At 73.7% G+C, this 19,038-nt stretch carries 18 protein-coding genes and 2 pseudogenes; 7 read left to right on the top strand and 13 right to left on the bottom strand.

The features are described from left to right. Window positions 1-19 precede the first annotated feature (19 nt). The 6 genes from AC069X_RS02430 to AC069X_RS02405 all read right to left on the bottom strand — a co-directional run bounded on the left by AC069X_RS02430 (window position 20) and on the right by AC069X_RS02405 (window position 7,188). A complete protein-coding gene (locus AC069X_RS02430; protein WP_478724218.1) occupies window positions 20-775 on the bottom strand; it encodes a spherulation-specific family 4 protein in 756 nt (251 codons plus the stop codon). Next, complete coding sequence (locus AC069X_RS02425) at window positions 763-1,773, bottom strand: NAD-dependent epimerase/dehydratase family protein (RefSeq protein WP_478724216.1); 1,011 nt, start codon at window positions 1,771-1,773, stop codon at window positions 763-765. Before AC069X_RS02425 ends, AC069X_RS02430 begins: the two co-directional genes overlap by 13 nt. 31 nt (window positions 1,774-1,804) lie before the next feature. Beyond that, window positions 1,805-2,821: a hypothetical protein gene (locus AC069X_RS02420; protein WP_478724214.1), complete on the bottom strand. Its 1,017-nt coding sequence runs from the start codon at window positions 2,819-2,821 to the stop codon at window positions 1,805-1,807. Next, window positions 2,818-4,395: a DUF3492 domain-containing protein gene (locus AC069X_RS02415; RefSeq protein ID WP_478724212.1), complete on the bottom strand. Its 1,578-nt coding sequence runs from the start codon at window positions 4,393-4,395 to the stop codon at window positions 2,818-2,820. Before AC069X_RS02415 ends, AC069X_RS02420 begins: the two co-directional genes overlap by 4 nt. Window positions 4,396-4,676: 281 nt before the next feature. Next, window positions 4,677-6,188: a DUF3152 domain-containing protein gene (locus AC069X_RS02410; protein WP_478724210.1), complete on the bottom strand. Its 1,512-nt coding sequence runs from the start codon at window positions 6,186-6,188 to the stop codon at window positions 4,677-4,679. Between the two features lie 4 nt (window positions 6,189-6,192). After that, window positions 6,193-7,188, bottom strand: coding sequence for an alpha/beta fold hydrolase (locus tag AC069X_RS02405; protein WP_478724208.1), 996 nt, complete (start codon window positions 7,186-7,188; stop codon window positions 6,193-6,195). Window positions 7,189-7,319: 131 nt separating this feature from the next. Between AC069X_RS02405 and AC069X_RS02400 the strand changes: the two genes are divergently transcribed. The 4 genes from AC069X_RS02400 to AC069X_RS02385 all read left to right on the top strand — a co-directional run bounded on the left by AC069X_RS02400 (window position 7,320) and on the right by AC069X_RS02385 (window position 9,121). Next, window positions 7,320-7,535, top strand: a complete 216-nt coding sequence (locus AC069X_RS02400; protein WP_478724206.1) for a hypothetical protein — start codon at window positions 7,320-7,322, stop codon at window positions 7,533-7,535. A 157-nt stretch (window positions 7,536-7,692) separates the two neighbouring features. Continuing rightward, window positions 7,693-8,331: a TetR/AcrR family transcriptional regulator gene (locus AC069X_RS02395; protein ID WP_478724204.1), complete on the top strand. Its 639-nt coding sequence runs from the start codon at window positions 7,693-7,695 to the stop codon at window positions 8,329-8,331. Between the two features lie 132 nt (window positions 8,332-8,463). Beyond that, window positions 8,464-8,691 (top strand): DUF3107 domain-containing protein, encoded by a 228-nt coding sequence (locus AC069X_RS02390; RefSeq protein WP_478724202.1) that lies wholly within the window; start codon window positions 8,464-8,466, stop codon window positions 8,689-8,691. A 127-nt stretch (window positions 8,692-8,818) separates the two neighbouring features. Beyond that, on the top strand, window positions 8,819-9,121 hold the full coding sequence (locus AC069X_RS02385; protein ID WP_478724200.1) for a hypothetical protein: 303 nt from the start codon (window positions 8,819-8,821) through the stop codon (window positions 9,119-9,121). A 106-nt stretch (window positions 9,122-9,227) separates the two neighbouring features. On the opposite strand, the gene AC069X_RS02380 is transcribed toward AC069X_RS02385, so the two are convergent. Next, window positions 9,228-9,980: a ferritin-like fold-containing protein gene (locus tag AC069X_RS02380; protein ID WP_478724198.1), complete on the bottom strand. Its 753-nt coding sequence runs from the start codon at window positions 9,978-9,980 to the stop codon at window positions 9,228-9,230. A 448-nt stretch (window positions 9,981-10,428) separates the two neighbouring features. Here AC069X_RS02380 and AC069X_RS02375 point away from each other — a divergent pair, with 448 nt between their 5' ends. From AC069X_RS02375 to AC069X_RS02365, 3 genes are all read left to right on the top strand, one after another. Continuing rightward, window positions 10,429-12,387, top strand: coding sequence for a DEAD/DEAH box helicase (locus AC069X_RS02375; protein WP_478724196.1), 1,959 nt, complete (start codon window positions 10,429-10,431; stop codon window positions 12,385-12,387). A gap of 119 nt (window positions 12,388-12,506) precedes the next feature. Beyond that, window positions 12,507-13,367 carry an alpha/beta fold hydrolase gene (locus AC069X_RS02370; protein ID WP_478724194.1) on the top strand — a complete coding sequence of 287 codons (861 nt, stop codon included), beginning with the start codon at window positions 12,507-12,509 and terminating at the stop codon, window positions 13,365-13,367. 95 nt (window positions 13,368-13,462) lie between these two features. Further along, window positions 13,463-13,615 (top strand): hypothetical protein, encoded by a 153-nt coding sequence (locus AC069X_RS02365; RefSeq protein ID WP_007266367.1) that lies wholly within the window; start codon window positions 13,463-13,465, stop codon window positions 13,613-13,615. 75 nt (window positions 13,616-13,690) lie between these two features. Here AC069X_RS02365 and AC069X_RS02360 read toward each other — a convergent pair whose 3' ends face one another. From AC069X_RS02360 to AC069X_RS02335, 6 genes and pseudogenes are all read right to left on the bottom strand, one after another. Further along, window positions 13,691-14,296 (bottom strand): MarC family protein, encoded by a 606-nt coding sequence (locus AC069X_RS02360; RefSeq protein WP_478724192.1) that lies wholly within the window; start codon window positions 14,294-14,296, stop codon window positions 13,691-13,693. Window positions 14,297-14,358: 62 nt separating this feature from the next. Beyond that, window positions 14,359-15,225 carry a PHP domain-containing protein gene (locus AC069X_RS02355; RefSeq protein WP_478724190.1) on the bottom strand — a complete coding sequence of 289 codons (867 nt, stop codon included), beginning with the start codon at window positions 15,223-15,225 and terminating at the stop codon, window positions 14,359-14,361. A gap of 672 nt (window positions 15,226-15,897) precedes the next feature. Beyond that, window positions 15,898-16,062: pseudogene (locus tag AC069X_RS02350) on the bottom strand (HD domain-containing protein); the annotation flags it as partial. Between the two features lie 427 nt (window positions 16,063-16,489). Further along, window positions 16,490-16,579: pseudogene (locus tag AC069X_RS02345) on the bottom strand (helix-turn-helix domain-containing protein); the annotation flags it as partial. A gap of 974 nt (window positions 16,580-17,553) precedes the next feature. Beyond that, window positions 17,554-18,192, bottom strand: coding sequence for a DUF6758 family protein (locus AC069X_RS02340; protein WP_478724188.1), 639 nt, complete (start codon window positions 18,190-18,192; stop codon window positions 17,554-17,556). 57 nt (window positions 18,193-18,249) lie between these two features. Then, on the bottom strand, window positions 18,250-18,834 hold the full coding sequence (locus AC069X_RS02335; protein WP_478724186.1) for a suppressor of fused domain protein: 585 nt from the start codon (window positions 18,832-18,834) through the stop codon (window positions 18,250-18,252). Window positions 18,835-19,038 lie beyond the last annotated feature (204 nt).

Below are 19,038 nucleotides of genomic sequence, written 5' to 3'. Positions count from 1 at the left end.
AACACTGCCACGCCCTTCTTCATTCCGAGACACCCGGTCCGATACGTGAGACGATTTCGTCCCAGTACGCGGGCATTGACGCCCAGGGGTCCCGGTCCGGGGCGCCCCTGCGGTCGGTGAACCAGATGGTCCCGGCGCCCTGCCAGCGGGCGATGCGCACCGCCTCCTCCAGGTGGGTGCGGGGCACGCCGTGGACGAGGTGGCAGAACCGCTCGGGCGGGTGCTCGGCCGTCCACTCCGCCACCTGCGACCAGCGGTAGTCCGCCCAGGCCCCGGAGAAGGTGACCAGCTGGTCGGCGGCCTCCACGTAGCCCTCGTAGGGGTGCGTGCCGTGTCCCAGCACGATCCGCAGCCCCTCCCCGAGCCCCCGCAGGGCGTCGGTGACCCGGCGCACGGCGGGCAGGTCCGCCCGGCCGGCGGGGGCGCCGGCCAGGTAGAAGCCGCCGACGCCGTACCAGTCGCGGAAGCGGTGGGCGTCGGAGACCAGCTCCCCGAAGGACCGGGAGCCGTCCCGCATCGCGAGATGCCCGAGGACCGTCCCGCCGGCCTCCCGCAGCTTCGCGGCCGCCTCGGTGCAGTGCGGATCGGGACGGCCGCCGGGGCCGTCCGTCACGTTGAGCACGGCCCAGTGCAGCGGGGTGCCGGGGCGGGTCAGCTCGGCCCACTCCACCGGGGCGACCAGCGGGTGCGCGTAGCCGGGAATGCCCAGGCCGAGCCGGCCGGCCTCGGTCGCGGCGGCCGCCGTGGCCCCGGGCGGGGTGGTCAGATACGGCACGCCGCCTCCATCCAGATGTCCGCGAGGGACTCCTCCAGGTTGATCCGGGGCCGCCAGCCGAGCCGGTCCCGGGCGGTGCGCACGTCGGCCTGCTGCCAGGCACCGCAGCCGTCGGGGTACGGGTACGACTGGGGGGCGGCCGCCGCGAGCTGCTCGGGCGTGGCCTCGGAGCGGGGGGAGCCGATGGCGGCGAGGCCCTGCGGCCGGCCGCCGTGCCCGTGTCCGAGCCGGTCGGCGCCGTGCGGGACGTCCAGCTCGTACAGGGCGCCGCCGTAGCCGGCGACCCGGGCGAGGACGGCCGCCGCGTCGCGCAGCCGGACCGCGCGGCCGGTGCCGATGTTCACGACCCCCTGGGCGGCGGACAGGGACGCGGCGTGCACGGCCCGCGCGACGTCCCGTACGTCGACGAAGTCGCGCTGCACCCCGAGGCCGCTCAGCTTGAGCTCGCCGTCCCCGGACTGCATGGCCCGCCGCATCGCCTCGGCGAGCCGGCCCAGCGGGGAGCCCGCCGGGGTGCCCGGTCCGACGGGTGAGAAGACCCGCAGGACGACGGCGTCCAGGCCCGAGCCGAGGACCAGCTCGGTGGCGGCGAGTTTGCTGACGCCGTACGGTCCGCCGGGTCTCGGCACGGCGTCCTCGGCCGTGGAGGATCCTGGCTGGCTTGGCCCGTACTCGGCGGCGCAGCCGAGCTGTACGAGCCGCGCCCCGCAGCCGCTGCGGCGCAGGGACTCGCAGATGGTGGCGACGGCGACGGTGTTGTGCCGGGTCAGCTCCCGGGCACCGCCGCGGGTGGCGCCCGCGCAGTTGATGACGACGCCCGGGTGGACCGCGTCCAGGAACCGGGTGAGCGCGCCGGGACTCCCCGTGGCGAGGTCGAAGCGGACGTCGGCGTCGTCGCCCCGGCCGAGCGCGGTGAGCTGCACGGCGGGGTCGGCGAGCAGCCGGTCCGCGACGTAGCGCCCGAGGTATCCGTTGGCTCCGATCAGCAGCACCCTCATCGCGCAACCCCTTGGTCGATTGGCTGGCCGGTCATGCTGTTTCTCCTTGGTGTCGGTGGGGTCGGTGGCGCGCGTGTGCGGACGCACGGGACAGCGCGAGGAAGCCGTGTACGAGGAGTCCCGCCGCGGCGGCGACGACCGCCGCCGGGGCCGGGACCAGGGCGAGCGCCAGGGCCGCGGCCACCGGCGGGCGGTGGGCGCCGTGGCGCAGCAGCAGCCGGGCCAGGAACAGCAGCACCGCGAGCGGCACGGCCGTCCCCGGGGCGGCTCCGGTGACCGCGGCCGCCCCCGTGGCGGCCGCGGTGAACAGCAGCAGGATCCCGGCGAGCAGGGGCCGCGCCCCGGCGGTGAAGTCCTCCAGGGCCCGGCTCGCGGCGAGCCTGCGGCGGGCCCGGGCGGCGTAGAGGACTCCGGCCAGGTGCGCGGGGGCGACGGCCAGCGCGAGGGCGGCTCCGAGGGCGGGGCCGTGCCGGTGGACGGCCCAGCCGACGGCGGCCGCCGCCAGCAGGTGGGCGGCGTAGGGGAAGCGCCCCCCGGCGCTCCGCCCGGGCCACACCAGCGCGGCGGCGGTGACGAGCGCCGCGAGGGGTCCCGCCCCCGGTGTCCCGGTGGCGGCCGCCCCCAGGGCGAGGGCGCCGGGCAGCAGGGCGTACCCGAAGCCGCGTACGGCCCGGGCCCCGGCGGGGGGCCGCGGGGGCGCGGCGTCGGGGGCGTCGCCGCGCGGGGTCCGGGCGTACAGCTCCTCGGCGAGGCCGAAGACGTCCCGGTGCCGGAAGCGCGCGGCGGTGCGGTCGGTGATGCCGTGCGCCTCCAGCCCGGCGGCGATCTCCAGCGGGTCGACGGCCCGCTCGCAGAGCTCCCGGTGCCGGTGCAGCAACGCCTTGACGGGGTCCCCGCCGCCCTTCCGCCGGCCGGATCCGGTGGCGGCGCCGCCGGTTCCGGCCTCGCCCGGGGGCACCTCCCGGCGGTGGCCGGGGGCACCCCCGGCGGTGGCCGGGGGCGGCGCCTTCGGCAGCGGCACCGCACCCGTGATGTCCGGGGCCGTCATACCGCCGCCTCCGAACCCGACGCCGCGCGGGCGACCCACGGTCCGGGGACCCTGGCTTCGGCGGGCCGCTCGAACGGGACCTCCCCCGCTCCCCGTGAGGAACCGACGGCGAGCAGCCGCAGGTAGCTCTCGCGGAAGGCCTCCACGTTCTGCTCGACGGTGAACAGTTCGAGCGCCCGGGCCCGCGCCGCGGCGCCGAGCCGCTGGGCCCGCTCGGGGTCCTCCAGCAGGGCCAGGCACGACTCGGCGAGCGCGCGCGGGTTGCGCGGGGGGACGACGAGCCCGGTGCCGCCGATGACCTCGCGGACGGCCCCGACGTCGGTGGAGACGGTGGCCCGGCCGCAGAACATGGCCTCGGCGAGGGTGATGGGGAAGCCCTCGATCACCGAGGACAGCAGCACGATCCGCCCGGCCCCGTACGCGTCGGCTTGCGTGGGCGCCTCCGGGCCGCCGATCTCCTCGAAGCTCACGGGGCTCTCCCCCGCGGTCCGCGCGTCGGCGGCCTCGTCGGGGAAGAGCTGCGCCGCCAGCGAGCGGCAGTCGGCCAGGTATCCGGGGGCGGCCGCCGAGGCGAAGATCCGCAGCCGGGTGTGCGGCGCGGCCCGGCGGACCTCGGCGAAGGCGTGCAGCAGGCCGATCAGGTCCTTCGCCGGTTCGATCCGCCCGACCCACACCAGCGTGCCCGGGTCCCCCCGGTCGGGGTCCTCGCCGACGGCGGCGAATCGGTCCGCCTCCATACCGGGGTAGACGGTGCGCAGCCGGTCCCGGGTCGCCCCGCACCGCTCCTGCCAGCGCCGGGCGTGCGCGTTGCCGGGGGTGAGCAGGTCGGCGCGGGCGTAGATCTCGCCGGCGAGGCGGATGTGGAAGGCGGCCAGCAGGGCGCGTACGGCGGGCCGGGTGTCCTCGCGCCGTTCCAGGTAGTGGGTGCGGAGCTGGACGCCGTACTCGGTGACCAGCAGCGGAACCCCGCAGAAGCGTTTGGCCAGGAGTCCGGGAACGGCCGCGATCCCGCCGGCGGCGGCATGGCAGACGTCGGCCCGGCCGAGGCCCTCGTCCTCGTACCAGTCGAGGGACAACGGCCGCAGCGCGCGCTCCAGTTCGTCCACGAACTCCAGCAGGTCGGGGACGCGCGCCGGCTGGACGGAGCGGTTCGCGCCGGGGGCGCGGCAGCCGGCCTCGACCGCCCGCACGGCCGTCTCGGAGCGCAGGGCCGCGTACATCCCGCCCTGTTCGCGGGCGAGTTCGGCGAGTCCGTACAGTCCGGCGGTGAAGGCGTCGGGCTCGCCCGCGCAGATCCCGCGGACCAGCTCGGCGAAGCACTCGGCGAAGCGCTTGCGCTCCCGGCGGGAGTACGTCCTCCCGTCGTCGGCGGGGGCCCACAGCGGCGCGGTGCGCACGCGGGTGACCTGTGGAGGGAGCGTGACCCGGCCGCGCTCCTCCTGTCCGGCGGTGCGGCTCAGCGCGTAGAGCTCGAACTCGTGCCGCGGCAGTCCGCGCACGAGCCGGTCGCACCAGAGCCTCGCCTCTCCCGCCGCATACGGATAACCACCTTCCGTGACCAGTCCGATCCGCACGAGTGGCACCCCCGATCTCCGGTTCCAGGCGGCCGCCGTCGGTCCGGCGACCCGCCGCGGGAGAACTCAAGCGGATGCGCCCGTGGCGCGACGGACGGTTGTCCGTCGCGCCACCGGAAGGGGTGAAGAGTCGTAACTTTCCCGTACGGTTCGCGTTCGAGCACGCTAAGAAGGGCGTTACGCGAAGGCCTCCTGGCGTTCGGCCCGGCGCGCGGAGCGGCCGCGCCGCCGGACCCGCGGCGCCGCGCCGCCGAGGCCGCGCCGCTGCGCCCGGGCCGGCTTCAACTCCCGGGATGCACCCAGGGGTTGGCCTTGCAGGGGATGTTGTCGATGTCGAGGGACTTCGTCTGCTGCTGCATGATCGGAGCGAGGGCGCCCGGGGTCTGGCAGTTGACGTGCCCGTGACCGAGCCGGTGTCCGACCTCGTGGTTGATGAGCATCTGCCGGTAGGCGAGCATCTGGTCGGCGCCGTAGGTCTGCGAACCCTGGCCCCACCGGAAGGCGTTGATCATCACGCGTTCGGTCGCGGCCGAGTCGCAGGAGACGTTGTCGACGGTGGTGTCCAGCCCGGACTTGGCGCACCAGACGCCGGTGGTCCCGGGACTCGCCAGGGTGATCACGAACTCGGCCTCGCCGCCCGGCACCCGCTCGAAGGCCATCGCGTCGTTGTGGGCCCAGCTGCGCGGGTCGTTGAGGGTGCGCTGCACTGCGTCGGCGAACAGCTGCGGGTCCATGCCGAGGCCCTGCTCCACGTCCACCCGGTAGCGCACCCGCTTCCCCTTGCCGGGGGCCTTGGCCACGCCGGGCACGGTGTCGAAGGTGCCCGGGCCGGTGAGCTTCGCGTCGATCGGCAGCTGCTGCGCCATCTGCTGCTCGTACGTCGGCGGCGCCGCGGCCGGCACCGGGGCGGTGTCCGGGGTCGCACGGCCGTCGGAGCGTGAGGCCGGGGAGCTGTCGGTCTGGGTGCGCTTCGGGGCGTCGTCCCCGGCGGCGGCGCGGGCGGCGGCGGTGTCGGAGTCCCCGTCGGCGGCCACCTGCCCGGCCACCACGACGGCGAGCACGGTGGTGACGGCCGCCGCGGCCATGCCGGTGTACGTACGGATCTTCGTGCCGCGGCTGCTCGCGGGCGCGGCGGGGGACGCCTCGGGCTTGCGGGGCCCGGGCACCCTGCGGTGCGAGCCGGTCGAGGTGAGGGGGTCGCGCGGGGCGGGCTCCGGCTGCTCGGCCCGGGGGAAGCCGGCGGTGTCACGGACCGGAGCCGGGGCGGGTGCCGGAGCGGGTGCGGCGGCGGCCCGGGGTGCGCCGCGCCAGTCGCCGTAGACGGAGGCGGGCGGGGGCGGGGTGGCGGGCCCGTCGCCCCAGGCGCCGCCCGCTTCGCGCTGCTCGGGGTGACCGCCGGGGCGGGCCGGGGGCGCGTACCCCTGGTGGACGACGGTGGGATCGGCGGCCCGCCGGCCGTACGGCGCGGGCTCGTGCGGCGCGGGCTCGTGCGGCGCGGCTTCGTACGGGTCGTGCGGGTACGCGTCGTGCGTCGCGTACGGGTCGGCCGCGTACGGGTCGGCCGCGTACGGGTCGGCCGCGTACGGGTCGGGGGCGTGGTGCCCGGCGGCGTACGGGCCGGGCGCGTACTGCTCGGAGGGGTGGGGCGCGGGCTCGTACGGTTCGGGCGTGTACAGCCCGTCCCCGTAGGGGCCGGCCGCGTACGCCTGCGGTGCGTACGGCGCCTGTTGCCCGGGCTCCGGCTCCGGCTGCGGACGGGCCGGGGCGGAGGCCTTGCGACTATGTCGTCCCACGTCCTCAGCCCTTGCCGTCTTCGGTACTTCGGTCGGTCTCCCGCTCCGCGGCATCGCGCAGCAGCTCCAGGAACGCCGCCGCCACCACCTCGGGGTACTCCATCATCGCCACGTGCCCGGCCTCGGGCAGGGTCAGCAGCCGCGAGCCGCGGAAATGCGCGGCCGCCTTGCGCGCCATACGGTACGAGACCAGTTGGTCGCGCCCACCGTAGACCAGCAGGGTCGGTGCGAGCACGCGCTGCGCCTGGCGCCACAGTCCGTGTTGCCCGCCGAGGGTGTACGCGTCGACGATCCCCCGCGAGGAACGGGTCATCGCGTCCCAGAAATAGGGCAGCGCCATGCGCCGCTCCATCTCCTCCACGGCCGCCCGGAAGCCCTCCGGCGTCACCCGTGAGGGGTCGCCGTAGCAGAGGTCCGTCACTCCCCGGGTGCGCTGTTCGGCCGTCAGCCGGACCGTGAGCCGCCCGAACAGCGCGGCGACGCCCGGGAGCGCCAGCAGGGCCGTGGGCACGGCCGACCGCTGCACGCGCAGCTCCGGCAGCGCGGGCGAGACCAGCGTCAGGCTGCGCACCAGGTCGGGCCGGACGGCCGCGACACGGGTGGAGACGGCGCCGCCGAGGGAGTTGCCGAAGAGGTGCACCGGGCCGCGCCCGGCGGCGTCGAGGTGGCGGATGACGGCGCGGGCGAGCGCGGTCACCGAGTAGTCCCGGTCGGCGGGCGGCGGGGACCAGCCGAATCCGGGCAGGTCCACGGCCTCGCCGTCGACGGTGCCCGCGAGCCGCTCCATGAGCGCGGACCAGTTCTGGGAGGAACCGCCGAGTCCGTGCACGAAGAGCGCCGGCGCCAGCCCCTCGCGCAGCGGTGGCCGGAAACGTACGTTCATTTCCAGGCCCGGCAGTGCGACGGTGCGCAGCTGCTCTCCCTCGGCCACCCGGACGGCACCCACCTGGGAGGCCGCTTCGGCGGTGGACCGTACGCCCGGCGGCTCGGTCGAAGACATGGGCCAATGTTACGAGACGATCACGCCGGTCCCCTTGCGTTCCCTTGTGTTCGCGGTCACAGGACCGTCTGGCGGCGCACTCCCGATCCTCCTAGGCTCGTAGTAGTACGAGCGAAGGCGAGGGGAGCGGAATGACTGTCGACCCTGCGGAACCGGACACCTTCCGGGAACAGCTCCGGGAAACCCTCGACGCCGAGGCCCCGGAGGCGGACGCTGCCGAGCAGCACACCGAGATCCAGCCGCAGGAGGATGAACCGCTCTTCGGCCTGGACCGGGGTGAGGCCCCGGAGGCGGACGCCGCCGAGCAGGCCCGGGTGGTCCCCCTGGACGAGGAGGACTACCGCTGACCCGCCCCGACGGGCGCTGACCAGCGTGTCAGGCGTGTGTCCGAGCGGTCCGTACCGCGAGAAAACTCGGCTTGAACCCACCAGATTCGGTTACCGAAAAGTACGATGGCGGCGCGGCGCAGAGCGCACTGTGTTCTTAGAGAAAGTGGGAGGCGGCGTGACAGCCATCGAGCAGACCGAGGCAGCGCGTCCGCGGGGCACGCGACTGCCGCGCCGTGCCCGGCGCAACCAGCTGCTTGGCGCGGCCCAGGAGGTCTTCGTCGCGCAGGGCTACCACGCCGCTGCGATGGACGACATCGCCGAGCGGGCCGGCGTCAGCAAGCCGGTGCTGTACCAGCACTTCCCCGGCAAGCTCGACCTGTACCTGGCCCTGCTGGACCAGCACTGCGAGAACCTGCTGCAGGCGGTGCGCGGGGCGCTGGAGTCGACGAGCGACAACAAGCAGCGCGTGGCGGCGACCATGGACGCCTACTTCGCGTACGTCGAGGACGAGGGCGGGGCGTTCCGGCTGGTCTTCGAGTCCGACCTGACGAACGAGCCGGCGGTGCGCGAGCGCGTCGACCGGGTCTCACTCCAGTGCGCCGAGGCCATCTCGGACGTGATCGCCGAGGACACGGGCCTGTCGAAGGACGAGTCGATGCTGCTGGCCGTGGGCCTGGGCGGGGTCTCGCAGGTCGTGGCGCGGTACTGGCTCTCCAGCGAGAGCCCGGTCCCCCGTGACACGGCGGTGGGCCTCCTCACCTCCCTGGCCTGGCGGGGCATCGCCGGCTTCCCGCTGCACGGCACGGAGGCCTGACCGGCCCTGGCGTCGGTCCCTGTTCGCTGCGAGCGTGTCCGCCGCGAGCCGATCGTGTCCCCTCTCCGGGCTAATGTGGACCGGGTACGGCGCGGCTGATCGCGCGAACCGGACCGTCGGAGGGACAAAGCCGTGGAGGTCAAGATCGGCGTGCAGCACGCACCCCGGGAGATCGTGCTGGAGAGCGACCTGAGCGCCGAGGAGCTGGAGGCCATCGTGGCCGCCGCGCTGTCCGGCACGTCGACGCTGCTGAGCCTGACCGACGTCAAGGGCCGCAAGGTGCTCGTGCCGTCCGACCGCCTGTCGTACGTCGACCTGGGCGAGCCGAGCGTGCGCAAGGTCGGTTTCGGGGCGCTCTGACGCTTCTCGAAGCACCGAGGAACGAGGCGAACGGCCCGGCGGATGGTTCCGCCGGGCCGTTTCCCTTTCTTCCGCTTCGGGTAGGACGGCAGTGACCCGGTTTGCCCTCACACATGGGAGTGACCAGATGCTGCTGTTGGAGGCGCTCGGCTCCGGTCTGCTGGGCCTCGCACTGGCCGGAGTTGCCGTGCGGCTGCTCGCGGCGCGCCTGCCCTCCACCAGAACGGTGCTGGTCAGCGGGGTGGTCGGGGCCCTGTTCGGGGCGTACCTGACGCACATGTCGCTGGGCCCGGGGCACAACACCCTGTTCGCGACGCTGCTGGGCGGCGTCGGTGTCTCGGCCGTCGTGCTGTCCCTGCTGCTGCGCCCGGCCGCCGGTTCCGGGAGGTCCCCCCGGCGCGCTCCGTTTTCGCTGTCGTCGGGGGGCTGAGCAGACCTCGGGTCCCGCTGGAGCCGCGCGCGTCGGCCGTGGCCGGGAGCGGCCGGGGCCGGGCCCGATGACCCGGCCGCCGCAGCCCGGCTGAACCGCCCGGGGGCTAGGCCGCGAGGCCCAGGGCCGCCATGCGCTTGGTGTGCGCCTTGGTGATCCGGGTGAACATCTCGCCGACGGCCGCCAGGTCGAAGCCGGCCGCCATCCCGTCGACGCCGCCGACCAGCATGGTGGACAGCGCGTCGCGCTCGGCGACCACGCGCTGCGCCTGCGAGAGGGCCTCGCCCATCAGCCGTCGGGCCCACAGCGCGAGCCGGCCGCCGCAGCGCGGGTCGGCCTCGATGGCGGCGCGGACCTTCTCGACGGCGAAGCCGCCGTGGCCGGTGTCGTCGAGGACGCCGACGACCAGGGCGCGGGTGTCCGTGTCGAGGTGGGAGGCGACCTCGCGGTAGAAGTCGCTGGCGATCGAGTCGCCGACGTAGGCCTTGACCAGGCCCTCCAGCCAGTCGGAGGGTGCGGTCTGGCGGTGGAAGTCGTCGACGCCCTTGGCGAAGGGCTCCATCGCGGCGGTCGGCTCGGCGTCGATGGCCGCGAGGCGGTCCCGCAGGCGCTCGAAGTGGTGGAACTCGGCGGAGGCCATCTTCGCCAGCTCGGCCTTGTCGCCCAGGGTGGGCGCGAGCTTCGCGTCCTCCGCGAGGCGCTCGAAGGCCGCGAGCTCCCCGTACGCCAGCGCGCCGAGCAGGTCCACCACGGCCGCCCGGTACTGCGGGGAGGCGGAGGCCGTCGCCCAGTCCTGGGCGGCGATGCCCTGCGCCGGGGCGTCGTCGTCGGCGGGAGATGCGTTTTCTACGGTCGACATGCTCCGCACAATAGCCCGCCGAAAGGCCGCACAAGTCACCACACCTGCGCACCGTGGGCCCCGGTAAACACGCCTACCCGGTGAATTCACCCGACACACCTGCGCGATTCCGGGGTACAGTGGTAATGCGCCTGCCGAATACTCGGCGGGCCATCCGAATGAGGATGCCCGGTCGGTGGCCCGATCGGCTCCACCCGACCGCCCTCTGTGGTGGTGCGTCCATGCGCACCGACCCGCACGAGGGGCCCCCTCAGCGGCAGAAGCGCTTGAGCGAAGGCCAGTGGTCCCGCGCAGCTTTGTATGTACACAGCAGTACTGCAAGCCCGGCACGGTAGGACCCCCCTCGCCGCCTCGCGCCGCGTCTCACAGAAGAGGCAGCACCCTGACTACGTTCCGAGAACTCGGGATCTTTCCCGAGACGGCCGAGGCCCTGGAAGCCGTCGGCATCGTGTCCCCCTTCCCGATCCAGGAGATGACCCTCCCCGTCGCCCTCTCCGGCACGGACGTCATCGGCCAGGCGAAGACCGGAACCGGCAAGACGCTCGGTTTCGGCCTTCCGCTGCTGGAGCGGGTCGTCGTCCCCGCGGACGTCGAGGCCGGCCGGGCCCGCCCCGACCAGCTGACCGACTCCCCGCAGGCCCTCGTGGTGGTTCCGACCCGCGAGCTGTGCACCCAGGTCACCAACGACCTGCTGACGGCCGGCAAGGTCCGCAACGTCCGCGTCCTCGCCATATACGGCGGCCGCGCGTACGAGCCCCAGGTCGAGGCGCTCAAGAAGGGCGTCGACGTGATCGTCGGCACCCCGGGCCGCCTGCTCGACCTGGCCGGGCAGAAGAAGCTCGACCTGTCCCGCGTCAAGGCCCTCGTCCTGGACGAGGCCGACGAGATGCTCGACCTGGGCTTCCTGCCCGACGTCGAGAAGATCATGAACCTGCTTCCCGCGAAGCGCCAGACCATGCTGTTCTCGGCGACCATGCCGGGCGCGGTCATCGGCCTGGCCCGCCGCTACATGTCGCAGCCGACGCACATCCGCGCCGTCTCCGAGGACGGCGAGGGCGCCACCGTCGCCAATATCGCGCAGCACGTCTTCCGCGCGCACAACATGGACAAGCCGGAGCTGGTCTCCCGCATCCTGCAGGCCGAGGGCCGCGGGCTCGCCATGATCTTCTGCCGTACCAAGCGCACGGCCGCCGACATCGCCGAGCAGCTGGAGCGGCGCGGCTTCGCCTCCGGCGCCGTCCACGGCGACCTCGGCCAGGGCGCCCGCGAGCAGGCGCTGCGCGCGTTCCGCAACGGCAAGGTCGACGTGCTGGTGTGCACCGACGTCGCCGCGCGCGGCATCGACGTCGAGGGCGTGACCCACGTCATCAACTACCAGACGCCGGAGGACGAGAAGACCTTCCTGCACCGCGTGGGCCGCACCGGCCGCGCCGGCGCGAAGGGCACCGCCGTCACCCTGGTCGACTGGGACGACATCCCGCGCTGGCAGCTGATCAACAAGGCGCTGGAGCTCGACTTCCACGAGCCCGAGGAGACGTACTCCACGTCCCCGCACCTGTACGAGCAGCTGAACATCCCGGCCGGCACCAAGGGCATCCTGCCGCGCGCCGAGCGCACGCGGGCCGGCCTGAAGGCCGAGGAGCTGGAGGACCTGGGCGAGACCGGCGGACGCGGTGGCCGTGGCGGCCGCGGCGGTGCCGCCGTGGCGACGGAGGAGCGCCCCGCGCGCACCCGTACGCCGCGCCAGCGCCGCCGCACCCGCGGCGGAGCCGAGACGGCCGCCGAGGCGGGCGCCGTGACCCCGGTCGCCGAAGCTCCCGTCGAGGCCGTCCCCGTCGAGGCCGCTCCCGTCGAGGCCGCTCCCGCCGCCGCCGACGAGCCGCGCCGCCCGCGCCGCCGCCGGACCCGGGTGACCGCTTCGGCCGTCGCCGCGGTGACGGAAGCCGCCGAGGCTCCGGTTGTCGCCGCCGCGCCGGTCGCGGAGGTCGTCGTCGAGGTCCCGGCCGCGGTCGAGGAGGCCCCGGCCAAGCCGAAGCGCACCCGGACCCGCAAGACGGCCGCCGCCGTCGTCGAGGCCCCCGTCGAGGCGCCGCCCGCCGACGCCCCGGTGGCCGACGAGGCCCCGGCCAAGCCGAAGCGCACCCGGACCCGCAAGACGGCCGAGGCCGTCGAGGCCCCGGTGGCGGAGGCCCCGGCCGCCGCGGCCGCCCCGGTCAAGCCGCGCCGCGTCCCGACCCGCAAGGCCGTGGCGACCCCGATCCCCGACGTGGTCGACGGTGTCGTCGCCGAGGCGCCCGCGCCCCGCCGGACCCGGGCCCGGAAGGTCGTCGCCCCCGCGGCGCCCGAGCCGGACTTCCAGATGGCCCCGCCGGTCGAGCCGGTCCGGACGACCCGCCGGTTCCGCTGACCCTGCCGGGCACACGCCCCCCGACGGCCCCGGTCCCCTCACGAGGGGGCCGGGGCCGTTCCCGTACCCGGGCCGGTTCCCGTACCCGGGCCGGGGCTACGGGCCGGTAACCTCGGGCCATGAGCAAGCCGCCGCGCCTCACCCTGCCGCCCGTCGCCCGCGCCCGCCGCCTGACCACCGCCCGCGGCGAGTTCGCCGTGCACGAGGCGGGTGAGCCCGTACGCGGAACGGCCCTGCTGGTCCCCGGGTTCACGGGCAGCAAGGAGGACTTCATCGGCCTGCTGGAGCCGCTCGCGACGGCCGGCTACCGGGTCGTCGCCGTCGACGGACGCGGCCAGTACGAGACCCCCGGCCCGCGCCAGGAGTCCGCGTACGAGCTCTCGGAACTGGCACTCGACGTGCTGGCCCAGGCCCGGGCGCTGGAGGCCGGGGGGCCGCTGCACCTGGTCGGCCACTCCCTCGGCGGGCTGATCTCGCGCGCCGCCGTGCTGCGCGACCCCGCGCCCTTCGCCTCCCTCACCCTGATGAGCAGCGGGCCCGCCGCCATCACGGAGGAGCAGCAGGCCCGTACGAAGCTGCTGGTCATGGCCCTGGAGGAGCTGCGGGACGACATGCCGGCGGTGTGGGCGGCGATGCGGGCCCAGGACCCGCAGGACGCCGAGCCCGACGCGCCGGAACTGGCGGCGTTCCTGCGCGAGCGCTGGCTGGGCACCGTACCCGAGCAGCTGATCGCCACCGGGCGGGTGCTGATCTCGGAGCCCGACCGGGTGGCGGAGCTGGCGGCGGTGCCGCTGCCGAAGCTGGTCCTGTCCGGGGTCGTCGACTACGCCTGGCCGGTGCCGCTGATGGACGAGATGGCCGTACGTCTGGGGGCTTCCCGGGTGGTCGTCGAAGGGGCCGAGCACTCTCCAAACGCGGAGAACCCGCAGGTCACAGCGGGTGCTCTAGGGGACTTCTGGCGATCTTCGAGCGGCCGGTAGTTAGGTAGGGAAAAAATTTCCTTAGCGTAGGGAATGTTTCTCACGCGGTCCCTGTTGACCCCTGTGCAAGGAGAACACCGACGAAGGGAGAAGCCGTGCGCTTCGAGATTCTGCGCCTGGACGACGTCGACGGAACCGCCGTGGACAGCACCGTCGTGGACGCGGCCTCCGTCAACCGGATCGTGCAGCAGGCGGCCGCCATCGGCCAGCGCATCCTTATCCGACCGGCCGAGAGTGCGTCCTCCTGATGCTTCCCGAAACGCCCCCGCACCGATCCGGTGCGGGGGCGTTCGTACGCGCGGGCGAGCGGGCGAGTGCGGGGCTCAGGCGCCGCGGACGACCTGGAGCACGCCGTTGATGATCTGCTGGACGGCGATGGCGGAGAGCATCATGCCGGCGAGCCGCGTGACCAGGACGACGCCGCCGTCCTTGATGACGCGGATGATCACCAGCGAGTAGCGCATCGTCAGCCACAGCACGACGTGCATGGCGACGATCGCCGCCCAGACGGAGAGCTGGCCGGAGAACCCGTCGGCCTTCTGCACGGCCAGGATGACGGAGACGATCGCACCGGGGCCGGCCAGCAGCGGCATGCCCAGCGGGACGAGCGCGACGTTGACGTCCTTCGTCTGCTTCGGCTCGTCGGTCTTGCCGGTGAGCAGGTCGAGCGCGATCAGCAGGAGCAGCAGACCACCGGCGATCATCAGCGCGGGGACGGAGACGTGCAGGTAGTCCAGGATCTGCTGGCCGCAGAGACCAAAGACGGCGATGACGCCGAAGGCGACGCAGACGGCCTGCCAGGCCATGCGGCGCTGCACCTTCGCGGGACGGCCGGAGGTCAGGGCCAGGAAGATCGGCGTGATCCCCGGGGGGTCCATAATCACAAAAAGCGTGAGAAAAAGGGATCCGAAGACGGCGAAATCAAACACAGTGATGCCTTGCAGTGAGGGGTGTAACCAAAAAGCGGGAGGGGGACGTGTGGGCGCGGCGCTTACGCGCGGGCGTCTCCACCGGCGCCGGGCACGGGGAAGGCCCCCGCCGCGCGGCGCGTGATCTCGCCGTAGATCTCGGGGTCGGTCGTGTACTCCCCGAGACGACAGGTCTTGCGGCTGCCGTGGTAGTCGCTGGAGCCGGTCGTCAGCAGACCGAGGTCCCCGGCCAGCCCGCGCAGCCGGGCGCGGGTGGCGGTGTCGTGGTCCATGTGGTCCACCTCGATGCCGTCGAGGCCGGCGGCCGCGAGCGCGGCTATCGCGGACTCGGGCACGCACTCGCCGCGCTTGACGGCCGCCGGGTGCGCGAACACGGTGACCCCGCCGGCCGCCTTGACCAGGCGGATGGCGTCGAAGGGGTCGAGCTCGTGCTTCTCGGCGTACGCGCGGCCGCCGTCGGCGAGCCAGTCCGCGGTGAAGGCGTCGGAGACCGTGGGGACGACCCCCAGCTCGACCATGGCGGTGGCGATGTGCGGGCGGCCGACGGAGCCGTTCCCCGCGATCCGGGCCACCTGCTCCCAGGTGACGTCCACCCCGAGCGCCTGGAGCTTGGCCACCATGGACTGGGCGCGGGGGGTCCGGTCGTCCCGTACGAGCTCCCGCTCACGGGCGAGCTCGGGCTCCTCGGGGTCGAAGAGGTACGCCAGCATGTGCATGCCGACCCCGTCGAGGCGGCAGGACAGCTCGGCACCGGTGACCAGCGTCAGCCCGGCGGGCAGGGCCGCGATGGCCTCGGCGTATCCCCCGACGGTGTCGTGGTCGGTCAGCGCGACCACGTCCAGCCCGGCCGCGGCGGCATTGCGCACCAGCTCGGCGGGGGTGTCGGTGCCGTCGGAAGCCGTGGAGTGGGCGTGCAGGTCGATGCGCACAGCCGGACTCCAGGGTTCACGCGGACGGGGGACACTCCAGGGTACCGCCCACAGGAAGCGGAACGCCCCCGCCGGGCGGGGGCACGCGACTCGCGGCGCGGGCGGGGCATCCACCCTGCGGGGGGGTGGGGGCGGTGGGGCGGGAGCGGGGGGGGCGGTAGCCCCTTGGCCCGTGTCAGGGATGGGCTGGGGGTTTCCCGTCAGTCCCATCGTCGTTCCGTGTCGTGCCGGCCTGTCAAGGGCGCTCCCTGCGGTCGCGTCACTTCGTGATCGCCTTCGGCGACCCTTGACAGGCCGCCCCGCCCCGGAAAGCCGAAAGACTGCCGGGAAACCCCCAAAAGAACGGTCACGGGGCAAAAGCAGGAGGAGCGGGTCCGTCAGCGATGGGCGAGGGGCCGGGCCTTGGCCGGCCAGGCATCCGGGCCCCCATGACGGCGATTCCGGACCGGGGGCGCGGCTACCTGCACGAGAGGTTGACCAGAGTGACCTGCGGACCACCCAGACGCACCAGATCGCTACGCGCTCCTCATGTCTCAGCGTCCGGCGACCGCCTGGGGCTGATACCCGCGCCAAAGGTCGATCAGAGCGCTGGGGGAAGCGGACAGGCGCATCGGATCGCTACGCGCTTCTCACATCTCGGCGACTGACGGCCGTCCGGGGCTGATAAGACCGTCAGGGCTGTTCGCCCATGGCTGCGCGAAGCCAGCCCAGGGTGCCATGGGCGAGGAGTTCGTCGGCGAGGCGCTGGGCGGTTTCCGTGGTCAGTCGGCCGCGGCTGTTGTCGATCCAGCGTTGTGCGTTCGCGTAGCCCTGGGCCTTGTATTCGATGCCCTGGAGCCGCTGCCTGGTCGTAGCCCGCGAGGTACAGGGCTTGTCGGCGCAGTAGGAACTGATCAGCCGCACAGGCCTCTTCGGCCGCCGTGCGCAAGTACTGGAAGAAGTGGGCGCGTTCTGCCCTGCCCAACTCGGGCCCGCTTGGTACCGGGCCGCGCCGGGAGCGGCTCGGCAGCGGCAGCGCACGCATGGACTCCGGGGCTTCACCGTTGAGCGGCCAAGCCAGCACTTCCACCAGATCGCGCTGCATGACCCATGCCCCAAGAGGGCTGACATTGGTCGACTCGTCCCCTCCGAGGGCACTCAGCAACAGGACATCCGCCTCCATCGCTCCTTCCAGGGCGGCGAGTAAGGATGCCGGAGTCCCCATGCGCATGAGCCGATGACGGTGTCCGAGCATTTGCCCGACGGAGAGTGCCGTGAGCGGCCGTCTGCCGGATTCCCATCCCGCGATGGCGTCCGTCGAGAGGTGAAAGGCCTCCGCGAGGCTGTCCTGCGTGTGGCCGAGCTGCTCCCGGATGGTCCGGAAGACGTACCCGGAAACTGTTCCAAGACGGCTGGGCCGTCGGCTTCCCGGACTCGAGCGCTGGATGGAGCTGGCCTACATCCGGGGCGCCTCCGGCCGCGCACCACCGCCGTCACCAACATCGAGCTCGCCGTCCGCACCCCTTGAGGAGAGACAAGCACCCCGGACCCGATCACCCAGGCCATCAGGTCCGTCGAGAGAGCCGGATTCCCCGTGGACCCACAGCTCTGGCACGAACCCGCCTGACCGGCGCCCGATGATCTCCCGGCCAAGCCACCCGCACCCCCGGCCGCCCATCGAGCGCTATGACGCGCCCGGGGCGGGGGTATCAGCCCCAGACGGCCGCCAGCCGCCGGGATCAGAGAAGCGCGTAGCGATCTCACGCGCCCGCCCGCTTCCCGGCTGTCCTGGTCGTCCTCAACTGCGGGTATCAGCCCCGGACGGGCGCCGGACGCCAAGCAATGAGGAGCGTGTAGCGATCTGTCGCGTCTGGGTGGTCCGCAGGTCGCTCTGATCAACCTTTTCTGCAGGTAGCCGGGCCCCCGGCCCTGACCCAGGGATCAAGGGGGCCCGGATGCCCGGCCGACCGGCCCTCGGCCCCTCGCCCATCTCTGAGGGACCCGCTCCTCCTGCTTTTGCCCCGTGACCGTTCTTTTGGGGGTTTCCCGGCAGTCTTTCGGCTTTCCGGGGCGGGACGGGCTGTCAAGGGTCGCCGAAGGCGATCACGAAGTGACGCGACCGCAGGGAGCGCCCTTGACAGGCCGGCACGACACGGAACGACGATGGGACTGACGGGAAACCCCCAGCCCCTCCCCGACCCGGCCCCAGGGGGTACGGCCCCCATCCCGCCCACCCGCACCCGGGGGCGGGTGGGCAACCACCGCCCGGCCGTCGTCCCTCGAGGGGGAGATAGCCGGCCCGCGCCGCAATCGCCGTACCCCCCGCCGCCCCTACCGCCCCTACCGCCCCTACCCCAGGATCCTCGGGCTCAGGGCTCCGCACGGGAGCAGCTCGACCTCCGCGCCCGCGTCGCGGAGGTCCGTCAGGACCAGTTCGTCGTACATGAGCAGGCCCGACTGCTCGGGCCAGACGATGGCCCACAGCCACAGGCCGCGTGCCTCGCCCGCGAAGACGGCGCGGTCCTCCGGGGTGCCCTTGACGTGCCACAGCGGTGTGGGGCGGCCCGCCGCGACGACCTTGGCGTGCGGCGGGGCCGAGACGTTGATGTGAGGGCCCGGGTCGGGGGCGTCGATGCCGGCGAAGCGGGAGCCGAGTCCGACGCCGAGCTCCTCCGCGATCAGCAGCAGCTCCCCCAGGCCGCCGAGCGGGCCGGGGCCCGTGCAGGCCACGGCGGTGGCCCGGCCGCCGCTGCGGTCGTCACCGGCGCTCGCGACCCCGGTGAACAGCCAGCCGACCGGCAGCGGCCACGGCATCCAGACGGGCACGTTCGCCCGGTTGACGACGACCTCCAGCCCTTCGACGCTGGGCGGGATCACAGGCTGTAGCGGGTGGACGGCGCCGTGCACCGCGCACTGCCAGGAGTCGGAGAAGAGGCCGGGCGCGCGGACCCGGCCACCGCACTTCGGGCAACTCGGTTCGCCCCTCATAAGAAGCACGCTCCTCCCCGCCCGGGGCGTCGTCAAGACGCGATCACCCGTCCGGGCTCAGTCCAGTGCGACGGCCGTACGCAGAGGGTCCCGCAGATCCGTGCCGCGCGCGAGCCAGCGCTCCTGGAGCGCGGCGGCTCCGTGCACCCGCTTCCAGGCGGCCTCGTTCGCCGTCATGGGGAGCAGCGGGAGGAAGCGGACGGGGTCCATGGGCTCGTCGAGCTCCAGGTCCTCGACGAGTCCGCCGGGCTCGGCGACGAGGACGGAGGTGAACGGGGCTCCGTCCCAGAGCGGTTCGCCCACGTCCAACGAGGCTCCGGGGGCGACGATCAGGCCCTCGACCATCGGGGAGGCCGCGAGGACGGCGAGCGGCCGGAGCAGCTTGTCGGTGGGTGCGAGGCCCGTGCGTACGGTCAGCACCAGTTCGGCGCGCGGGCCGCGCACCGGGTCGGCGACGACGGCGGTGGGGTCAGTCATCGGGTGGGCGGACATGCCGAGGGTCGCGTACCGGACGAGGTCGCCCTCGGAGAAGCGGAGGACCTCGATGCGGTCGGTGCCGAGGAAGGTGACGGAGGCGCGGGCGTCGGGTTCGCCGAGCGTGCTGCGCAGCCGGGCTTCGACGAGGGCCAGAATTTCTGCCATGGACCGAGCATAGAACTCGTATCCACCGGGTAAAGGGCGGGTCTTGACCATCCGTCGGCTGATAGTGTTGACAGCTGGTCGGGGCCGCGCGCAGAAGCGTTGCTTCCAGTGCTCCGGCGACAGGACGTCCCCCACGGGGGACCGGCCGGAGGAGGTGGGGCTGCGATGGATCGAAGTCGATCGTGCAGTACCAATCGCTCTTCG

The organism is Streptomyces sp. NPDC043896, from assembly GCF_056435605.1.
Note: the sequence above shows the minus strand (reverse complement) of the source record. Positions and strands in the feature narration are given on the sequence as shown.

Excerpts from the sequence above, each read along its gene's own strand:
- AC069X_RS02425 (WP_478724216.1), bottom strand. The coding sequence starts at position 1,773 with ATGAGGGTGCTGCTGATCGGAGCCAACGGATACCTCGGGCGCTACGTC.
- AC069X_RS02420 (WP_478724214.1), bottom strand. The coding sequence starts at position 2,821 with ATGACGGCCCCGGACATCACGGGTGCGGTGCCGCTGCCGAAGGCGCCG.
- AC069X_RS02405 (WP_478724208.1), bottom strand. The coding sequence starts at position 7,188 with ATGTCTTCGACCGAGCCGCCGGGCGTACGGTCCACCGCCGAAGCGGCC.
- AC069X_RS02400 (WP_478724206.1), top strand. The coding sequence starts at position 7,320 with ATGACTGTCGACCCTGCGGAACCGGACACCTTCCGGGAACAGCTCCGG.
- AC069X_RS02385 (WP_478724200.1), top strand. The coding sequence starts at position 8,819 with ATGCTGCTGTTGGAGGCGCTCGGCTCCGGTCTGCTGGGCCTCGCACTG.
- AC069X_RS02380 (WP_478724198.1), bottom strand. The coding sequence starts at position 9,980 with ATGTCGACCGTAGAAAACGCATCTCCCGCCGACGACGACGCCCCGGCG.
- AC069X_RS02370 (WP_478724194.1), top strand. The coding sequence starts at position 12,507 with ATGAGCAAGCCGCCGCGCCTCACCCTGCCGCCCGTCGCCCGCGCCCGC.
- AC069X_RS02340 (WP_478724188.1), bottom strand. The coding sequence starts at position 18,192 with ATGAGGGGCGAACCGAGTTGCCCGAAGTGCGGTGGCCGGGTCCGCGCG.
- AC069X_RS02335 (WP_478724186.1), bottom strand. The coding sequence starts at position 18,834 with ATGGCAGAAATTCTGGCCCTCGTCGAAGCCCGGCTGCGCAGCACGCTC.